The sequence below is a fragment of the Pseudolysinimonas yzui genome (genome assembly GCF_014653215.1).
In the GTDB taxonomy this organism is placed as follows: Bacteria; Actinomycetota; Actinomycetes; order Actinomycetales; family Microbacteriaceae; genus Pseudolysinimonas_A; species Pseudolysinimonas_A yzui.
This window is the reverse complement of record NZ_BNAI01000005.1, coordinates 114,632-127,303: the sequence shown is the minus strand read 5'-3', so window position 1 is coordinate 127,303 and position 12,672 is coordinate 114,632. Positions and strand designations below refer to the sequence as shown.

Here is a 12,672-nt window from a genome sequence, read left to right as displayed (position 1 = left end):
GGATCGATGAACCGGCTTCCGCCCGCCTCCGCCGGCCTCAGCACCGCCGAGGCTGCGGAGCGGTTGGCCGCCGGGCTCGGGAACGGCTACCACCCGCCGGTCAGCCGCGCGCTCGTCGACATCCTGCGGGCCAACCTGCTGACCCTGTTCAACCTCATCGTCGGCGGCGCCTTCACCCTGCTGCTCGTGCTCGGCTACTGGCAGGACGCGATGTTCGGCGTGTTCGTGATCGCCAACGTCACCATCGGCATCGTGCAGGAGGTGCGGGCCAAGCGCACCCTCGACCGGCTCACTGTGCTGACCGCCCCCGGAGCCCGGGTGTTGCGGGATGGCTCGGTCAGAACCGTGCCGGTGACCGACGTCGTGCTCGACGACATCCTGGTGCTCGGGGCGGGTGACGAACTCGTCGCCGACGCCGTCGTGCTGGAGACCACCGGACTCGGCATCGACGAATCCCTCCTCACCGGCGAGGCGGAGGCCGTGAACGCCGAGCCCGGCCGCGAGCTGCTGTCGGGGTCGTTCGTCATCGGCGGGCAGGGGCTCGCCCGGGTGACCCGTGTCGGAGCCGACTCGTACGCCAACCGGGTCGCGTCGGATCTGCGGTCGTACACCCTCGTGCACTCCGAACTGCGGCGAGGGCTCGCGCGCGTCATCCGCTGGATCAGCTGGATCCTGCTGCCGGTCGCGCTCCTGGTGTTCAACGGGCAGTTGCAGGCGCTCGGCGGATGGCAGCACGCCTTCTCGACCGGTACCTGGCGCGAGGGGGCGCTGCTCACCGTCGCCGGCATCGTCAGCATGGTGCCGCAGGGGCTCGTGTTCATGACGAGCGTCGCCCTTGCGGTCGGGGCGCTCACCCTCACCCGCCGCCGGGTGCTCGTGCAAGAGCTGCCGGCCGTCGAGGTGCTGGCCCGCGTCGATGCCCTGTGCTTCGACAAGACCGGGACCCTCACCGACGGGTCGATCGTGCTGCGCGAGGTGTCGCCCATCGAGGAGCGCCCGGGGTGGGCCGCCGTGCTCGCCTGGTTCGGCGAGCAAGCTGGCGCCAACGCGACCGCCCGGGCGCTTCGGGAGCGCTTCACCGGCGCCCCGGAGGAGGCTCCCGAGCGCACCGTCGGATTCTCATCGTCGTTCCGGTGGAGCGCGGCGAGTTTCGCGGCAGGTCCCGCCGCGGGCGCCTGGGTGCTCGGGGCGCCCGACACCCTGTTGCCGCCTGGTTCCCCCGTGCGGGGTCGTGCCGAGATCTCGGCCGTGGCCGGTCGTCGCACCCTCGTGCTGACCCACCGCGCCCGACCGCTCACCGCCGACGAGGATGCGGGCGGCCCGCCCCCCGACGGCCTCTCCCCCGTCGCGCTGCTGGAATTCCAGGAGCATCTGCGGCCCGACGCCGCCGACACCGTCGCCTACTTCCACGCGGAAGGCGTGCGGCTCTGGGTGCTGTCGGGAGACCACCCGGCGACGGTGGCCGCCATCGCCCGCGAGGCCGGCATCGCCGACGGCGACGGATACGACGCCACCCGGCTGCCCGAGGATCCGGCGGAACTGGATGCCGTGCTCGAGACGCACTCCGTCTTCGGCCGGGTGCGTCCCGACCAGAAGAACCTCATGATCCAGGCGCTGCGGGCGCGCGGCCGCGTCGTGGCGATGACCGGGGACGGCATCAACGACGCCCCCGCCCTCAAGCACGCCGACCTCGGCATCGCGATGGGCTCCGGCGCGGCGATCACCCGCGCCGCCGCCGACGTCATCCTGCTCGACGGGCAGTTCGCCGAGCTGCCGCTCGTCGTCGCCGAAGGGCGCCGGGTCATCGCCAACGTCGAACGGCTCGCCAAACTGTTCCTCACCAAGACGGTCTACGCCGTCGCCTTCGCCGTGCTGTTCGGAAGCCTGCTCTGGCCCTACCCGTTCCTGCCCCGGCAGCTCTCCGCCGTCGACGGCCTGACCATCGGACTGCCCGCCCTCGTGCTGGCCCTGCTCCCCGACACCAGCCGTTACCGGGAGGGGTTCCTCGCCCGTGCGGCGCGCTTCTGCATCCCCTCCGGCCTCGTCGTCGCGGCGACGGTCGCCGTCGTCGTGCTCGTCCTGCGAGCATCGGGACGCGACGCCGAAGTACCCTCCGCCGCCGTCATCACCCTGACTCTCGTCGGCCTGTGGGTGCTCGCGATCCTCAGCCGGCCGCTCGACCTCCCGCGGCTGCTCGTGGTGATCGCCGGCTACCTCGGGCTCGGCATCCTGTTCGCCGTGCCCCTGGTCACCGACTTCTTCGCGATCGCCCTGCCCTCACCCGGCTCGCTCGTCGTGGCACTCGGCGCCGCCGCAGCGGGCACCCTGACGCTGGAGCTCATCCACCGCCTCACGAAACCGCCCCGCCCCGCTGGGTGAGGGAGAACGGGATGCCCGACCACTGTTCGGCGAGCGCCCACAGCTTGGCGCCGAACTCGGGGGAGGCACTCGACGCGACGGCGGGGCCGACCACGGGAGCGCCACGCAACCCGAACATGTCGCGCGGGCCGTAGAACTCGCCGGATTCGGCATCCGCATCGATCGCCGCGCGCACCACCGGCCACGCGCCGTGGTCTTTGCCCTGCCCGACGGGTGCCGACAGGTGCCCGCCGAGGCGCACCCACCACGAGGAGTCGGTGATCACGCCGGGCCGCTTCTCGGAGAGTTCGTTCATCGCATACCCGGGATGGGCGAGCAACGACTTGCGGGCATCCCCCGCGGCACGCAGCCGTCGATCGAGTTCGAATGCGAACCCGTGCACCGCGTGCTTCGAGAACGCGTACGCGCGGAACGGGCGGTACTTCTTCACGGACATGAGGTCGTCGAGGTCGACACGCACCATCCTCGTCGAGTACGAGCCGAGGCCGACGACCCGGTCACGCAGCACGGGGAAGACGAGGGCTGTGAGGGCGAAGTGTCCGACGAAGTTGCCGCCGACGAGCAACTCGAGTCCGTCTTCGGTGGTCTTCCGGCGCGGCGGTGGGAAGACGAGTCCGGCGTTGTTGACGAGCACGTCGGCGCCGCCGAGTTCGGCGATCGTGGTGGCCGTCTTTCGCACGGCGGCGATGGAGGTGAGGTCGAACGGAACGTGCGTGACGTCGGCGCCCGGAACGTGGGCGCGAATAGAGGCGATCGCCTCCGCCGCCTTCGGGGCGTAGCGGGCGGCGATGATGACTCGCGCCCCGGCGCGCGCCAGCTGCTCCGAGGCCCAGTAGCCGATGCCCGTGCTGCCGCCCGTCACGACGACGGTGCGACCCGCCTGCGACGGCAGGTTGCGCGGATCCCAGCTCACGGCTGGGGCGTCGTGATCGTTCCGGTGGACGCGATCTGCTCGTGGTGGTGGATGACTTCGGCGACGACGAAGTTGAACCACTTCTCGGCGAAGGCCGGATCGAGTTGCGCCTCGATCGCGAGCGCCTTCAGCCGGGCCGTCTGCACCCGTTCGCGTTCCGGATCCGACGGCGGCAGCCCGCGCTTCGCCTTGAGGCGCCCGACCCGCTGCGTCGCCTTGAACCGCTCCGCGAGCAGATGCGTGAGAGCGGCGTCGATGTTGTCGATGCTCTGCCGCAGCTCGGCGAGCTCCGCACGGGTCTCGTCATCCATCTCGGCCATGGGCCACAGCCTACCGAGCGAGAATCGGCGGCACAGCGGTCGCGAGCCGCGCTTCCAGCCCCGCCCGCACGCCCGGCCACTCGTCGATGAGGATCGAGTAGACCGCCGTGTCGCGCCAGCTCCCGTCGGCTCGACGCTTGTCGCGACGGTTGATCCCCTCGAACGTCGCCCCGAGTTTCAGGATCGCCCCGCGCGACCGCTCGTTGCGGGCATCCGCCTGCAACCTCACCCGCCCGAACCCGTGGTCGAACGCCGTGCCGAGCATGAGCAGCTTCGCCTCCGGGTTCACCGGGCTCGCCCACACCCGCGGGTCCCAGCCGGTCCAGCCGATGTGCGCGTGCTCGTTCTCGAGGTCGAGATCGGCGAGGCTCGATGCGCCGACGATCGTGCCCGCGTCCGGGCCCGCCACCAGCCGAGCGACGTAGGTGATGCCGTGCTCGTGCGGGAAGTGACTCGGCGCCCATTCGGCGAAAGCGGCTTCGTCGGCGGGCAGACCCGCCGGGCCGCCGCCGTACCCGCCCGCGAACACCTCGGGATGCCCGAGCGCGGCCCAGAGCCCGGGCAGGTGCTCGGGCGTGAACGGCTCGAGGCGGATGAACCGGCCGTCGAGCACACGACGTTCGGGGCGAGTGGCAGTCACCCCGACATCCTCCCAGGCGCTACGTTGTCGCCATGACTTCGCACGGATCCGGTCGTTTCGACGCGCCCGGCTGGCGGTTCGCCGGCGCCATCGTCTCGTGGGCGATGTTCGCCTTCTTCTTCCTCGGGCTCTACCAGGCCGCGGCCGTCGTCATCGGGCTCGGCGGGTATTGCGCGTCGGGCGGGCCCTATGTGATCGAGACCGAGTGCCCCGAGGCGGTGATCGTGTTCGCCCCGATCGGCATCTTCGGGATGTTCGCCGCCGCCGGCGTCGCGCTGTTCTTCGCCCGCGGGTTCGGGGTGTCGCTCGTCGCCTGGGCCTGGCCGATCCTGTTCGTCGGCCTCGGCATCCAGTTCATCCTCGGCGCGGTCGGTGGGGTCGGCATCATCAGCAACATCGTCGTCGGCGTGATGTTCATCGTGATGGGTCTCGTGCCGGTCTGGTTCGTGATCAGCAGCAAAGCCCTCACCCCGACGCTCGTCGGCTCGGTGAACGTCGTCGGCGCGCGGTTCGCCTACGAGGGGAAGGCACGTCGCTACTTCGGACTCACCCCGACCGAAGCCGAAGAGGTGACGGCGCCGACCCCGACCGACTGGGCGATCGCCCTCGGGCTGTGGGTGCTGTCGGTCGCCCTCGGCTCATGGCTGTCGGTCACGGCGTTCAACGCGCTCGCGACCTCGGCCTGAGTCAGCCCCGGTACGCCGCCCAGAGCGCTGCGGGGTCGTCGGCGTAGAGGTCGGCGGCACCGCAGTCGCCGCACACCCGCGCGTGCAGCGGCACGGTCACCGAGTCGCGCGTCGCGGTCACCAGCCCGAGGATGTCGGTCTGCTCGGGATGCGCGAGTCTCACGGTGACCCCCAGCGGACGCCACGACACCGCGTCGTGATCGTTGACGACGGCGTCGGGGATGACGTTGCTCGAACCGCAGGAGCGGCACAGGAGGTCGGGCATGAGCAGCAGCGTACGCTTCTGTGCATGAACGGGGAGGCCGCATGACCCCGGAGGAGCTCGCCGACCTCGCGCATCTGCGCCGAGCCCGCGACCTCATCGACCGCGAGTACGCCCGGCCGCTCGACGTGCCCGAGATGGCCCAGCGAGCGCTCATGTCGCCGTCGCATTTCGCCCGCCGGTTCCGCGCGGCCTACGGCGAGACGCCCTACTCCTACCTGATGACGCGGCGCATCGAGCGGGCGCAGGACCTGCTGCGCCGCGGTGACCTGTCGGTGACCGAGGTGTGCCTCGCGGTCGGCTGTACGTCACTCGGCTCGTTCAGCTCGCGCTTCACCGAGATCGTCGGGATGACGCCATCCGCCTATCGCGCGCTCGACCACTCCGGCTGGGAGAACCTGCCGCCGAAGACGGTGATGGTCGGCACGCGCCCGAGTCGCCAACCCGCGTCGCAGCCGAGCAGGATTCGAGAAGCGATGGATGCCGGCCGCGCGTAGCGTTTTCGGCATGACGATCTCCATTTCCCATTTCCCCGTGACCGCCCCCGACGTCGATGCGGCCGTCGCCTTCTACCGCGACGCCCTCGGCCTCGAGGTGGTGAACGACGTGCCCTACGGCGAGTTCCGCTGGGTGACCCTCGCCACCCCCGGCTCGAGCGTCGGGCAGATCGTGATCAGCCAGCCGCACGCCGGCCGGAGCGAACAGGAGGGCGACCAGATCGCATCCCTCGTCGCCCTCGGGGCGTTCGGCCCGATCGTGTTCGACACCGACGACCTCGACGCCGCGTTCGAGAAGGCCCGCGCGTCGGGCCTCGGCGAGGTGCTGCAGGAGCCGATGGATCAGGGCTGGGGCGTGCGCGACTGCGCGTTCCGCGACCCCGCCGGCAACATGGTGCGCGTCGGCGAGAAGGCCGCCTGACTCCCTCGTCGGTCGAGTAGCGCCGAAGGCGCGTGTCGAGACCGAGCGGGGTGTCGCCGTCGTCGCTTTGGGATGACGGATGCCGGAGGCGACGGTGCGTCATCGGCACGGCGCAGCATCCGTCACCCATCGACGACACGTCGCCCCGGAACAACCCCGAGAGTGGTCTCGACACGCCCGCTGCGCGGGCTACTCGACCACCGAAGGCGGGGTCAGCCGATGAGATCGTGGCGGACGACGATGGCGTCGCGGGCGGGGCCGACGCCGATCGCCGAGATGCGCGAGCCGCTGATCTTCTCGAGGGCGAGCACGTAGTCCTGCGCGTTCTTCGGCAGGTCGTCGAAGGTGCGGGCGCCGGTGATGTCTTCGGCCCAGCCGGGGAAGGTCTCGTAGATCGGGGTGGCGTGGTGGAAGTCGCTCTGGTTGACCGGCAGTTCGTCGAAGCGCACCCCGTCGACGTCGTAGGCGACGCACACCGGGATCTGCTCGAGACCGGTGAGGATGTCGAGCTTGGTGAGCACGAAGTCGGTGATGCCGTTGATGCGCGCGGCGTACCGGGCGATCGGGGCGTCGTACCAGCCGACGCGGCGCGGGCGGCCCGTGGTGGTGCCGAACTCGTTGCCGGTCTCGCGCAGGAAGTCGCCGTTCGCGTCGAACAGCTCGGTCGGGAACGGCCCCGACCCGACGCGGGTCGTGTAGGCCTTCACGATGCCGATGATGCGCTCGAGCCTGGCCGGGCCGATGCCCGATCCGGTCGCGGCGCCGCCGGCAGTCGCCGACGAGGAGGTGACGAACGGGTAGGTGCCGTGGTCGACATCCAGCATGGTCGCCTGGCCGCCCTCGAACAGCACCGTCTTGCCGGCCTCGAGCGCCTGGTGCAGCAGCAGCGAGGTGTCGGCGACCATCGGGCGCAGCCGCTCGGCGTACGAGAGCAGTTCGTCGACGACCTCGTTGACGGCGATCGCGCGGCGGTTGTAGACCTTCACCAGCAGGTGGTTCTTCTGGTGCAGGGCGCCTTCGACCTTCTGGCGCAGGATGTTCGCGTCGAAGAGGTCTTGAATGCGGATGCCGACGCGGTTGATCTTGTCGGCGTACGCCGGTCCGATGCCGCGGCCGGTGGTGCCGATCTGGCGTTTGCCGAGGAACCGCTCGGTGACCTTGTCGATCGTGCGGTGGTAGGAGGTGATGACGTGGGCGTTCGCGCTCACGACGAGCTTCGACACGTCGAGCCCGCGCGCGGTGAGGGCGTCGAGCTCTTCGAACAGCACCTCGATGTCGACGACGACTCCATTGGAGATCACCGGCACGACGCCGGGGGTGAGGATGCCGGACGGCAGCAGGTGCAGCGCGTACTTCTCGTCGCCGATGACGACGGTGTGACCGGCGTTGTTGCCGCCGTTGAACTTGACGACGTAGTCGAGCCGGCTGCTGAGCAGGTCGGTCGCCTTGCCCTTGCCTTCGTCGCCCCATTGGGCGCCGACGATCACGATGGCGGGCATGCGGGAACTCCCTAGAAAGTAACGGAGGGATTACACCCCATCCTATCTAGGCGACACCGCCGCGACGCGAACGCACCAGCAGCAGACCGAAGCCGGCCGCGGCCGCGAGGCCGACGCCCGTGGCGATCGCTGCGGCGGCATCCGTCTCGTCCTGGGTGGGGGCCGCCGTCGAGGGCGAGGCGCTCTTCACCGCGCTGACCGTGGTCGGCTGCAGCGGTGCCACCGCGGGCTCGACGACGGTGGTCGGCGCGGCCGGGGCGGGCGCCGGTGCGGCGGGTTCCGCCGGTGCCGGCGCGGGAGGTGCCGGGGGCGCTGGTGCGGGAGGTGCCGGAGGTGCCGGTGCGGGCGCTGCCGGCTCGGGTGCCGGAGGGGCGGGCGCGACCGGCGGATCGTCCTTGTGGTCTCCCCAGTTGCCGTCGCCCCAGCCGCCGCCATCCCAGCCGCCGCGGTCCCACCCGTCGTCGTAGCCGCCGTCGCCGTAGATGTCGCCGCCGTCGCCGGGACCGTGCGCGAACACCGGTGCCGCGGCGGCACCGGTGACCGCGATCCCGATCGCGAGCGCCGTCGCGGCCGGCGCGAGTGCCCGCGCGCGGCGGCGCGGACCCGTCAATACATGCTTTCCCACGAGTGACCTCCCCCGTCGTTCGTGAAACCCTTGGGTTGAGTAGCGCCCGCCGGTCGGCGGACGCGTATCGAAACCTGTCTTCGACGCTACGCCCGGTTCATCCGGCGATCACCCCTGTTCGGGGGTCACGCCGCCAATGCCCAGCCGCCTCACGGGTTCGCTGCGCGACCCCTTCGACCGCGCCCGTGACCGGAACCCCGGCCCACAGTTCCGCCGGGAACGCCCCCAGCAGCGGATTCGGATCCCATGCGGGCGCGGGCGCACCCCCGCGCTCGAGCGCCTCCTCGACGCTGGCCGCGACGACCTCGTCGGGGTCACGCCCCGTCGCCAGGTAGTAGTCCTCGTACTTCAGCGGGGGCTCCTCGACCGCGCGCACCGCGCGGGCCGGCACGCCGAGCGCTTCGGCGACGATGACCCCGTGCAACGACGAGCCGACGACCAGCGTGCTGCGCGCGATGGTGCGCAGCACCCGGGCGAGCGGGGCGCGCGGCGACAACACCCCGCGGCGATCGCGCAGCCGGGCGAGTTCGTTGAGGTTCGGCACGACCACCACCCCGGATCGCGCGGCCGGTTCGACGAGCAGGTCGGGGCGCAGGCCGCCGAGCAGCAGAGCCGGGTCGCCGCCCACGACCGCGCCGGGGTAGTCGACCCCCGTGCGCGGCCCGCGCACGGCGCGCACGTCGAGGCCGTCCGGCGGCGGGCCGGCCTTCGCGTTGCGGCCGGCGCCCCAGACGACATCGCCCGGGCGGCCGAAGTGCAGCACCGACCCCACCGCGAGCAGCCGTCGCCCCGGGACGCGAGCGGCCCCGAGCCCGAGCTGCGCGACCAGTTCTCGTACGATCACCGGGCCGAGCAGGTCACCGAAGTTGCCGACCGGCCGCGACACGAGCGCCCGTCGGCCCCAGCGTCCGGTGTCGCGCACCGGATTCCACGCGGCGACCTCGACGCCCGCGACGTCCACGAGTTCGAGCTGCCCGTCGCGGCGGGTCACCCGCCGGCTCCCGCCTGATCGGCGGGCAGGGGTTCCCCATCGAACCCGACCGAGGCAGGAGCCCCGGCTCCCGTGGGGTCGATCGCCGCGTCCTGGGGATCCACCAGTGCGAGATCACCGCTCTGTCGATCCCGCACTCGCACCTCCCCCTGACGGTTTCCGTCCCGTCCGAGCGCGTCGGGACGGTCGCAGTTCCCGGTGTTCCAGGACGCGACGATCGAGTTCGTCATCGGCATCGCGCAGTTCGACACGTAGTCGACGATGTTGCGGTCGAACACGAGACCGTCGAGCGGGTCGACCATGACCGACCCGTCGAGCATCGTGTTGTTGCGCACCACGACGTCGGTGATCGTCGTCACGTCGCGCAGATCGAAGGCGGTGCCGCCGCTGCAGCGCTCCGTCTCGACGACGCAACCCTGGATGCGGTTGGCCTCGACGAGAACGTCGCTGATGCCGTCGCCGCCCCCCGGCGAGAAGATGAGGCCGGCGTTGTCGCAGTTGCCCAGGTAGTTGCCGCGCAGCACCACCTCCGAGCTGTCGAAGATCTGCACGCAGTCGGAGTGCACATCGCTGCCCGGGCCCTGCCCGAAGCCGCGGATTGTGGAGTTCTCGATCGTCACCTTCCGTGCCCCGGCGATCTGGATGCCGTCGATCGACGTGCCGTTCTCGATGACCGAGTCGCTGATCGTCACGTCGACGGCGTGCACGAACACGCCCGAGCCGTCGACGTGGATGCCGTCGAGCACGGTGCGACCCGCCGCGGTGTCGAGGTAGATCCCGCCGGTGAAGGTCACCCCGCGCCAGGTCGTCGCGGGCAGGTCGAGCGTGAGCTTGCCGACGACGACCTCGGCCCCGTCCGCCGGTTCCAGCACCACCTCGTCGGTGCGCACGACCGCCTGAGAGCTGCCACCCCCGAGTTCGAGGTCGCCGTAGTCGCCGGCCGTGAGCAGCACCGTGCCCCCCTCGGCCCGGGCGATGGCGTCGGCGACCGCGCACGGTTCCTCGGCCGAGCAGGTCGACCCGCTTCCGTCGACGGCGGCATACCGGGTGACGCCCGGCGCGTCGTCGCGGGGCGCGGGCGGCGCGGCGCAGCCGGCGAGCACCACCACCCCGAGCGTCACGGGCAGGGCGAGAAGCGCAGCAGTCGGGTTCATCGAGTCCTCCTCGCCCGGGAGATCACATGGACGATCCGTGCGGCGTCACGCCGATACGCAGGAATGAGCAGAGCCGCCGCGAACACCGCGACCCCAGCGAGCGCCCCCGCCCCGAGAGCCAGGAACGGGGTGGGATCGAGCAGCGCAGACACCGCGGCCGCCGCCGCAAACGCGAACGGCGCGAGCAACACCGGCCGCAGCACGGGGAGGAACACATCCGCGGCGGTGACGAACGTGCCACGGATCGCCAGCAGGAAACCGGGCACGAGCAACGCGCACGAGACGAGGCCGTAGAGCAGGGCGAGCCCGTGCACCCCGTTCCACATCAAGCCGACGACGAAGGCGGCGATCACGAGCGGCTTCGTCGCGGCGAAGTACGCGAGCTGGCGGTGGGCGCGCCCGAGCGACACGTACAGCCAGCCCGACACGTTTCCGAGGGCCTGGGCGGCTCCGGCGATCGCGAGGAGGGCGAAGATCGGCGCCGCCTCGGTCCACGCGTCGCCGAGCAGCACGAGCACGAGCGGCCCGGCGAGGGCGGCGAGCAGCGCGAAGGTCGGGATGGCCGCGTACGCGATCATCAGCATCGCCGCGCGCACGTAACGGCGGTAGGCATCCTCGTCATCCCGCAGCCGCGACAGCACCGGCAGCCCGACGCGGGCGAGCGGCCCGTTGAGCTGGCTGATCGGCAGCATGAGCAGCGCGTAGGCGCGGGTGTAGACGCCGAGCACGGCGGGGCCGAGGGCGCGGCCGACGAGCACGTTGTCGAGGTTGCGGGCCGCGTAGTTGAGTAACTCGACGCCGAAGATGCTGCCGCCGGTGCCGATGACCGGGCGCAGTTCCCGCCACGGCCGGGCGTGCGCGAGCGGCGGGCGGCGGATGATGACGAAGCCGACGAGCCGCACGAGGGCCGAGACGCCCGGCAGCAGCACGAGCGACCAGACCCCGGCGCCGAGCGCGGCCGCCGTGATCGCGGCGGCGACGCCGACCACCGCGGCGACGATCTCGACGATCGCGATCGTGCCGAAGCGCAGGTCGCGCTGCAGGGCCGCCTGCAGCGGCATGGCCACGCTGTTGACGAGCACGAGCGGTGCGATCGCGAGCGTCAGGGCGATGAGCCGCTCCTCGCCGTACAGCATCGCGACGAGGGGGGCGGATGCCGCGGCGAGTCCGCCGGCGAGGATGCCGAGGGCGAGCGAGAAGCGGTGGATGGCGGCCCACATCCCCGCGTCGATCTCACGCAGCCGCACGATCGCGCCGCTCAGCCCGAACTCCCGGATGAGGTCGGCGACACCGACGATCGCCATGACCATCGCGATCAGGCCGAAGTCGGCGGGCGCGAGCAGCCGGGCGAGCACGACCGTCGAGACGAGCTGCAGCGCGGTGCGCGACCACTGCGCCCCGACGGTCATCAGGGTGCCGCGGCTGGCGCGGTGCGCGAGATCCGGGGTCGCGGTCGTCGTGGTCATCGCCGACTCGTCTCGTCGCGGTCCCAGACCTCGTCGGAGATCCGGAGTTTGCGGTCGGCGAGCGCGGCGGTGCGCAGCTGCACCCCGACGTAGATCAGGAAGGGGCCCCACAGGGCGGGGCGTCGCGCGACGGTGCCGACGAGCTCGCCCAGCGACGCGCCCCGGGTGGGGGCGTGCCCGGCGAGTCCGGCCCGTTGCAGCTGACGGTTCCCCGCCGCGATCCGTGCACCGCGGGCGAGCAGCGCCCGAAGGGTACGCGGCGGCCGCACGACGAACTCGGCATCGTCGACGGTGGCACGCTCGGCGTGCCCGAACAGCCCCTGCACGAAGCGGTCGTCACCGATCACCGGCGGGAACGCGCCGAAGCGGCGACGGCCCTCGGCCGACAGCACGTAGACGCCGGAACCGATGTGGCCACGTCGTCGGAACGAGCTGACCTCCCATACGGCGTAGTAGGCCCGCACCGGCCACGACGCTCCGCTCAGGTCGAGGCGCAGCCCGGGGGAAGCGACGAGCTCCGGCCCGTCGCGCAGCCGGGCGGCGACGGCGAGCAAGCCTGCCGCGTCGATCTCGATGTCGGCATCGACGTAGGCGCGCGGGAACACCGAGGCGGCCTCGTCACCGGCGTCGAGCGCCGCGACCTTCGAGCCCTCCGCGAGTTCGACGACCCGCACCCCGGCCGCGCGCGCGACGTCGGCCGTGGCATCCGAGCAGCCGTTGGCGACCACGATGATCTCGAGCCGCTCGTCGGCGAGGCTCGCCAGCAGGCGCGGCAGCACCCGCTCCTCGTTGTGGGCCGGAATCACGACACTCATCTCG

General features: G+C 71.7%; 14 protein-coding genes. 4 read left to right on the top strand and 10 right to left on the bottom strand.

Features of this window, described 5'->3' with window-relative positions:
* Positions 1-6 precede the first annotated feature (6 nt).
* Positions 7-2,379: an HAD-IC family P-type ATPase gene (locus tag IE173_RS12105; protein ID WP_191283755.1), complete on the top strand. Its 2,373-nt coding sequence runs from the start codon at positions 7-9 to the stop codon at positions 2,377-2,379.
* On the opposite strand, the gene IE173_RS12100 is transcribed toward IE173_RS12105, so the two are convergent.
* Genes IE173_RS12100 through IE173_RS12090 form a run of 3 tightly spaced genes read right to left on the bottom strand, consistent with a single transcriptional unit; the run spans position 2,351 to position 4,252 of the window.
* Positions 2,351-3,292, bottom strand: a complete 942-nt coding sequence (locus tag IE173_RS12100; protein WP_191283754.1) for an SDR family NAD(P)-dependent oxidoreductase — start codon at positions 3,290-3,292, stop codon at positions 2,351-2,353. The genes IE173_RS12105 and IE173_RS12100 overlap by 29 nt on opposite strands.
* Positions 3,289-3,612 carry a chorismate mutase gene (locus IE173_RS12095; protein ID WP_191283753.1) on the bottom strand — a complete coding sequence of 108 codons (324 nt, stop codon included), beginning with the start codon at positions 3,610-3,612 and terminating at the stop codon, positions 3,289-3,291. Before IE173_RS12095 ends, IE173_RS12100 begins: the two co-directional genes overlap by 4 nt.
* 10 nt (positions 3,613-3,622) lie before the next feature.
* Entirely contained in the window at positions 3,623-4,252 is a 630-nt protein-coding gene (locus IE173_RS12090; protein WP_191283752.1) for a GNAT family N-acetyltransferase, read from the bottom strand.
* 32 nt (positions 4,253-4,284) lie between these two features.
* Here IE173_RS12090 and IE173_RS12085 point away from each other — a divergent pair, with 32 nt between their 5' ends.
* Positions 4,285-4,938 carry a hypothetical protein gene (locus tag IE173_RS12085; protein ID WP_191283751.1) on the top strand — a complete coding sequence of 218 codons (654 nt, stop codon included), beginning with the start codon at positions 4,285-4,287 and terminating at the stop codon, positions 4,936-4,938.
* Between the two features lies 1 nt (position 4,939).
* Here the strand turns inward: IE173_RS12085 and IE173_RS12080 are convergent, their stop codons facing one another.
* Positions 4,940-5,203, bottom strand: coding sequence for a hypothetical protein (locus tag IE173_RS12080; RefSeq protein ID WP_191283750.1), 264 nt, complete (start codon positions 5,201-5,203; stop codon positions 4,940-4,942).
* Between the two features lie 41 nt (positions 5,204-5,244).
* On the opposite strand from IE173_RS12080, the gene IE173_RS12075 reads away from it, so the two are divergent.
* Positions 5,245-5,697, top strand: a complete 453-nt coding sequence (locus IE173_RS12075; protein WP_191283749.1) for a helix-turn-helix transcriptional regulator — start codon at positions 5,245-5,247, stop codon at positions 5,695-5,697.
* A gap of 10 nt (positions 5,698-5,707) precedes the next feature.
* Positions 5,708-6,118, top strand: a complete 411-nt coding sequence (locus IE173_RS12070; RefSeq protein ID WP_191283748.1) for a VOC family protein — start codon at positions 5,708-5,710, stop codon at positions 6,116-6,118.
* Positions 6,119-6,330: 212 nt separating this feature from the next.
* On the opposite strand, the gene IE173_RS12065 is transcribed toward IE173_RS12070, so the two are convergent.
* The 6 genes from IE173_RS12065 to IE173_RS12040 all read right to left on the bottom strand — a co-directional run bounded on the left by IE173_RS12065 (position 6,331) and on the right by IE173_RS12040 (position 12,668).
* The gene (locus tag IE173_RS12065) at positions 6,331-7,617 is read right to left on the bottom strand and encodes an adenylosuccinate synthase (protein ID WP_191283747.1); all 1,287 of its coding nucleotides are present in this window, start codon (positions 7,615-7,617) and stop codon (positions 6,331-6,333) included.
* Between the two features lie 46 nt (positions 7,618-7,663).
* Positions 7,664-8,227 carry a hypothetical protein gene (locus IE173_RS12060; protein WP_191283746.1) on the bottom strand — a complete coding sequence of 188 codons (564 nt, stop codon included), beginning with the start codon at positions 8,225-8,227 and terminating at the stop codon, positions 7,664-7,666.
* A 112-nt stretch (positions 8,228-8,339) separates the two neighbouring features.
* Positions 8,340-9,233 carry a polysaccharide pyruvyl transferase family protein gene (locus IE173_RS12055; protein ID WP_191283745.1) on the bottom strand — a complete coding sequence of 298 codons (894 nt, stop codon included), beginning with the start codon at positions 9,231-9,233 and terminating at the stop codon, positions 8,340-8,342.
* Positions 9,230-10,387, bottom strand: a complete 1,158-nt coding sequence (locus IE173_RS12050) for a right-handed parallel beta-helix repeat-containing protein (protein ID WP_191283744.1) — start codon at positions 10,385-10,387, stop codon at positions 9,230-9,232. The genes IE173_RS12055 and IE173_RS12050 overlap by 4 nt, the downstream gene beginning before the upstream one ends.
* Positions 10,384-11,853 carry a lipopolysaccharide biosynthesis protein gene (locus tag IE173_RS12045; protein WP_191283743.1) on the bottom strand — a complete coding sequence of 490 codons (1,470 nt, stop codon included), beginning with the start codon at positions 11,851-11,853 and terminating at the stop codon, positions 10,384-10,386. The genes IE173_RS12050 and IE173_RS12045 overlap by 4 nt, the downstream gene beginning before the upstream one ends.
* Positions 11,850-12,668, bottom strand: a complete 819-nt coding sequence (locus tag IE173_RS12040) for a glycosyltransferase (protein WP_191283742.1) — start codon at positions 12,666-12,668, stop codon at positions 11,850-11,852. The genes IE173_RS12045 and IE173_RS12040 overlap by 4 nt, the downstream gene beginning before the upstream one ends.
* Between the last annotated feature and the right edge of the window lie 4 nt (positions 12,669-12,672).

Excerpts from the sequence above, each read along its gene's own strand:
- IE173_RS12040 (WP_191283742.1), bottom strand. The coding sequence starts at position 12,668 with ATGAGTGTCGTGATTCCGGCCCACAACGAGGAGCGGGTGCTGCCGCGC.
- IE173_RS12095 (WP_191283753.1), bottom strand. The coding sequence starts at position 3,612 with ATGGCCGAGATGGATGACGAGACCCGTGCGGAGCTCGCCGAGCTGCGG.
- IE173_RS12080 (WP_191283750.1), bottom strand. The coding sequence starts at position 5,203 with ATGCCCGACCTCCTGTGCCGCTCCTGCGGTTCGAGCAACGTCATCCCC.
- IE173_RS12070 (WP_191283748.1), top strand. The coding sequence starts at position 5,708 with ATGACGATCTCCATTTCCCATTTCCCCGTGACCGCCCCCGACGTCGAT.
- IE173_RS12065 (WP_191283747.1), bottom strand. The coding sequence starts at position 7,617 with ATGCCCGCCATCGTGATCGTCGGCGCCCAATGGGGCGACGAAGGCAAG.
- IE173_RS12075 (WP_191283749.1), top strand. The coding sequence starts at position 5,245 with ATGACCCCGGAGGAGCTCGCCGACCTCGCGCATCTGCGCCGAGCCCGC.
- IE173_RS12105 (WP_191283755.1), top strand. The coding sequence starts at position 7 with ATGAACCGGCTTCCGCCCGCCTCCGCCGGCCTCAGCACCGCCGAGGCT.
- IE173_RS12045 (WP_191283743.1), bottom strand. The coding sequence starts at position 11,853 with ATGACCACGACGACCGCGACCCCGGATCTCGCGCACCGCGCCAGCCGC.
- IE173_RS12085 (WP_191283751.1), top strand. The coding sequence starts at position 4,285 with ATGACTTCGCACGGATCCGGTCGTTTCGACGCGCCCGGCTGGCGGTTC.
- IE173_RS12050 (WP_191283744.1), bottom strand. The coding sequence starts at position 10,387 with ATGAACCCGACTGCTGCGCTTCTCGCCCTGCCCGTGACGCTCGGGGTG.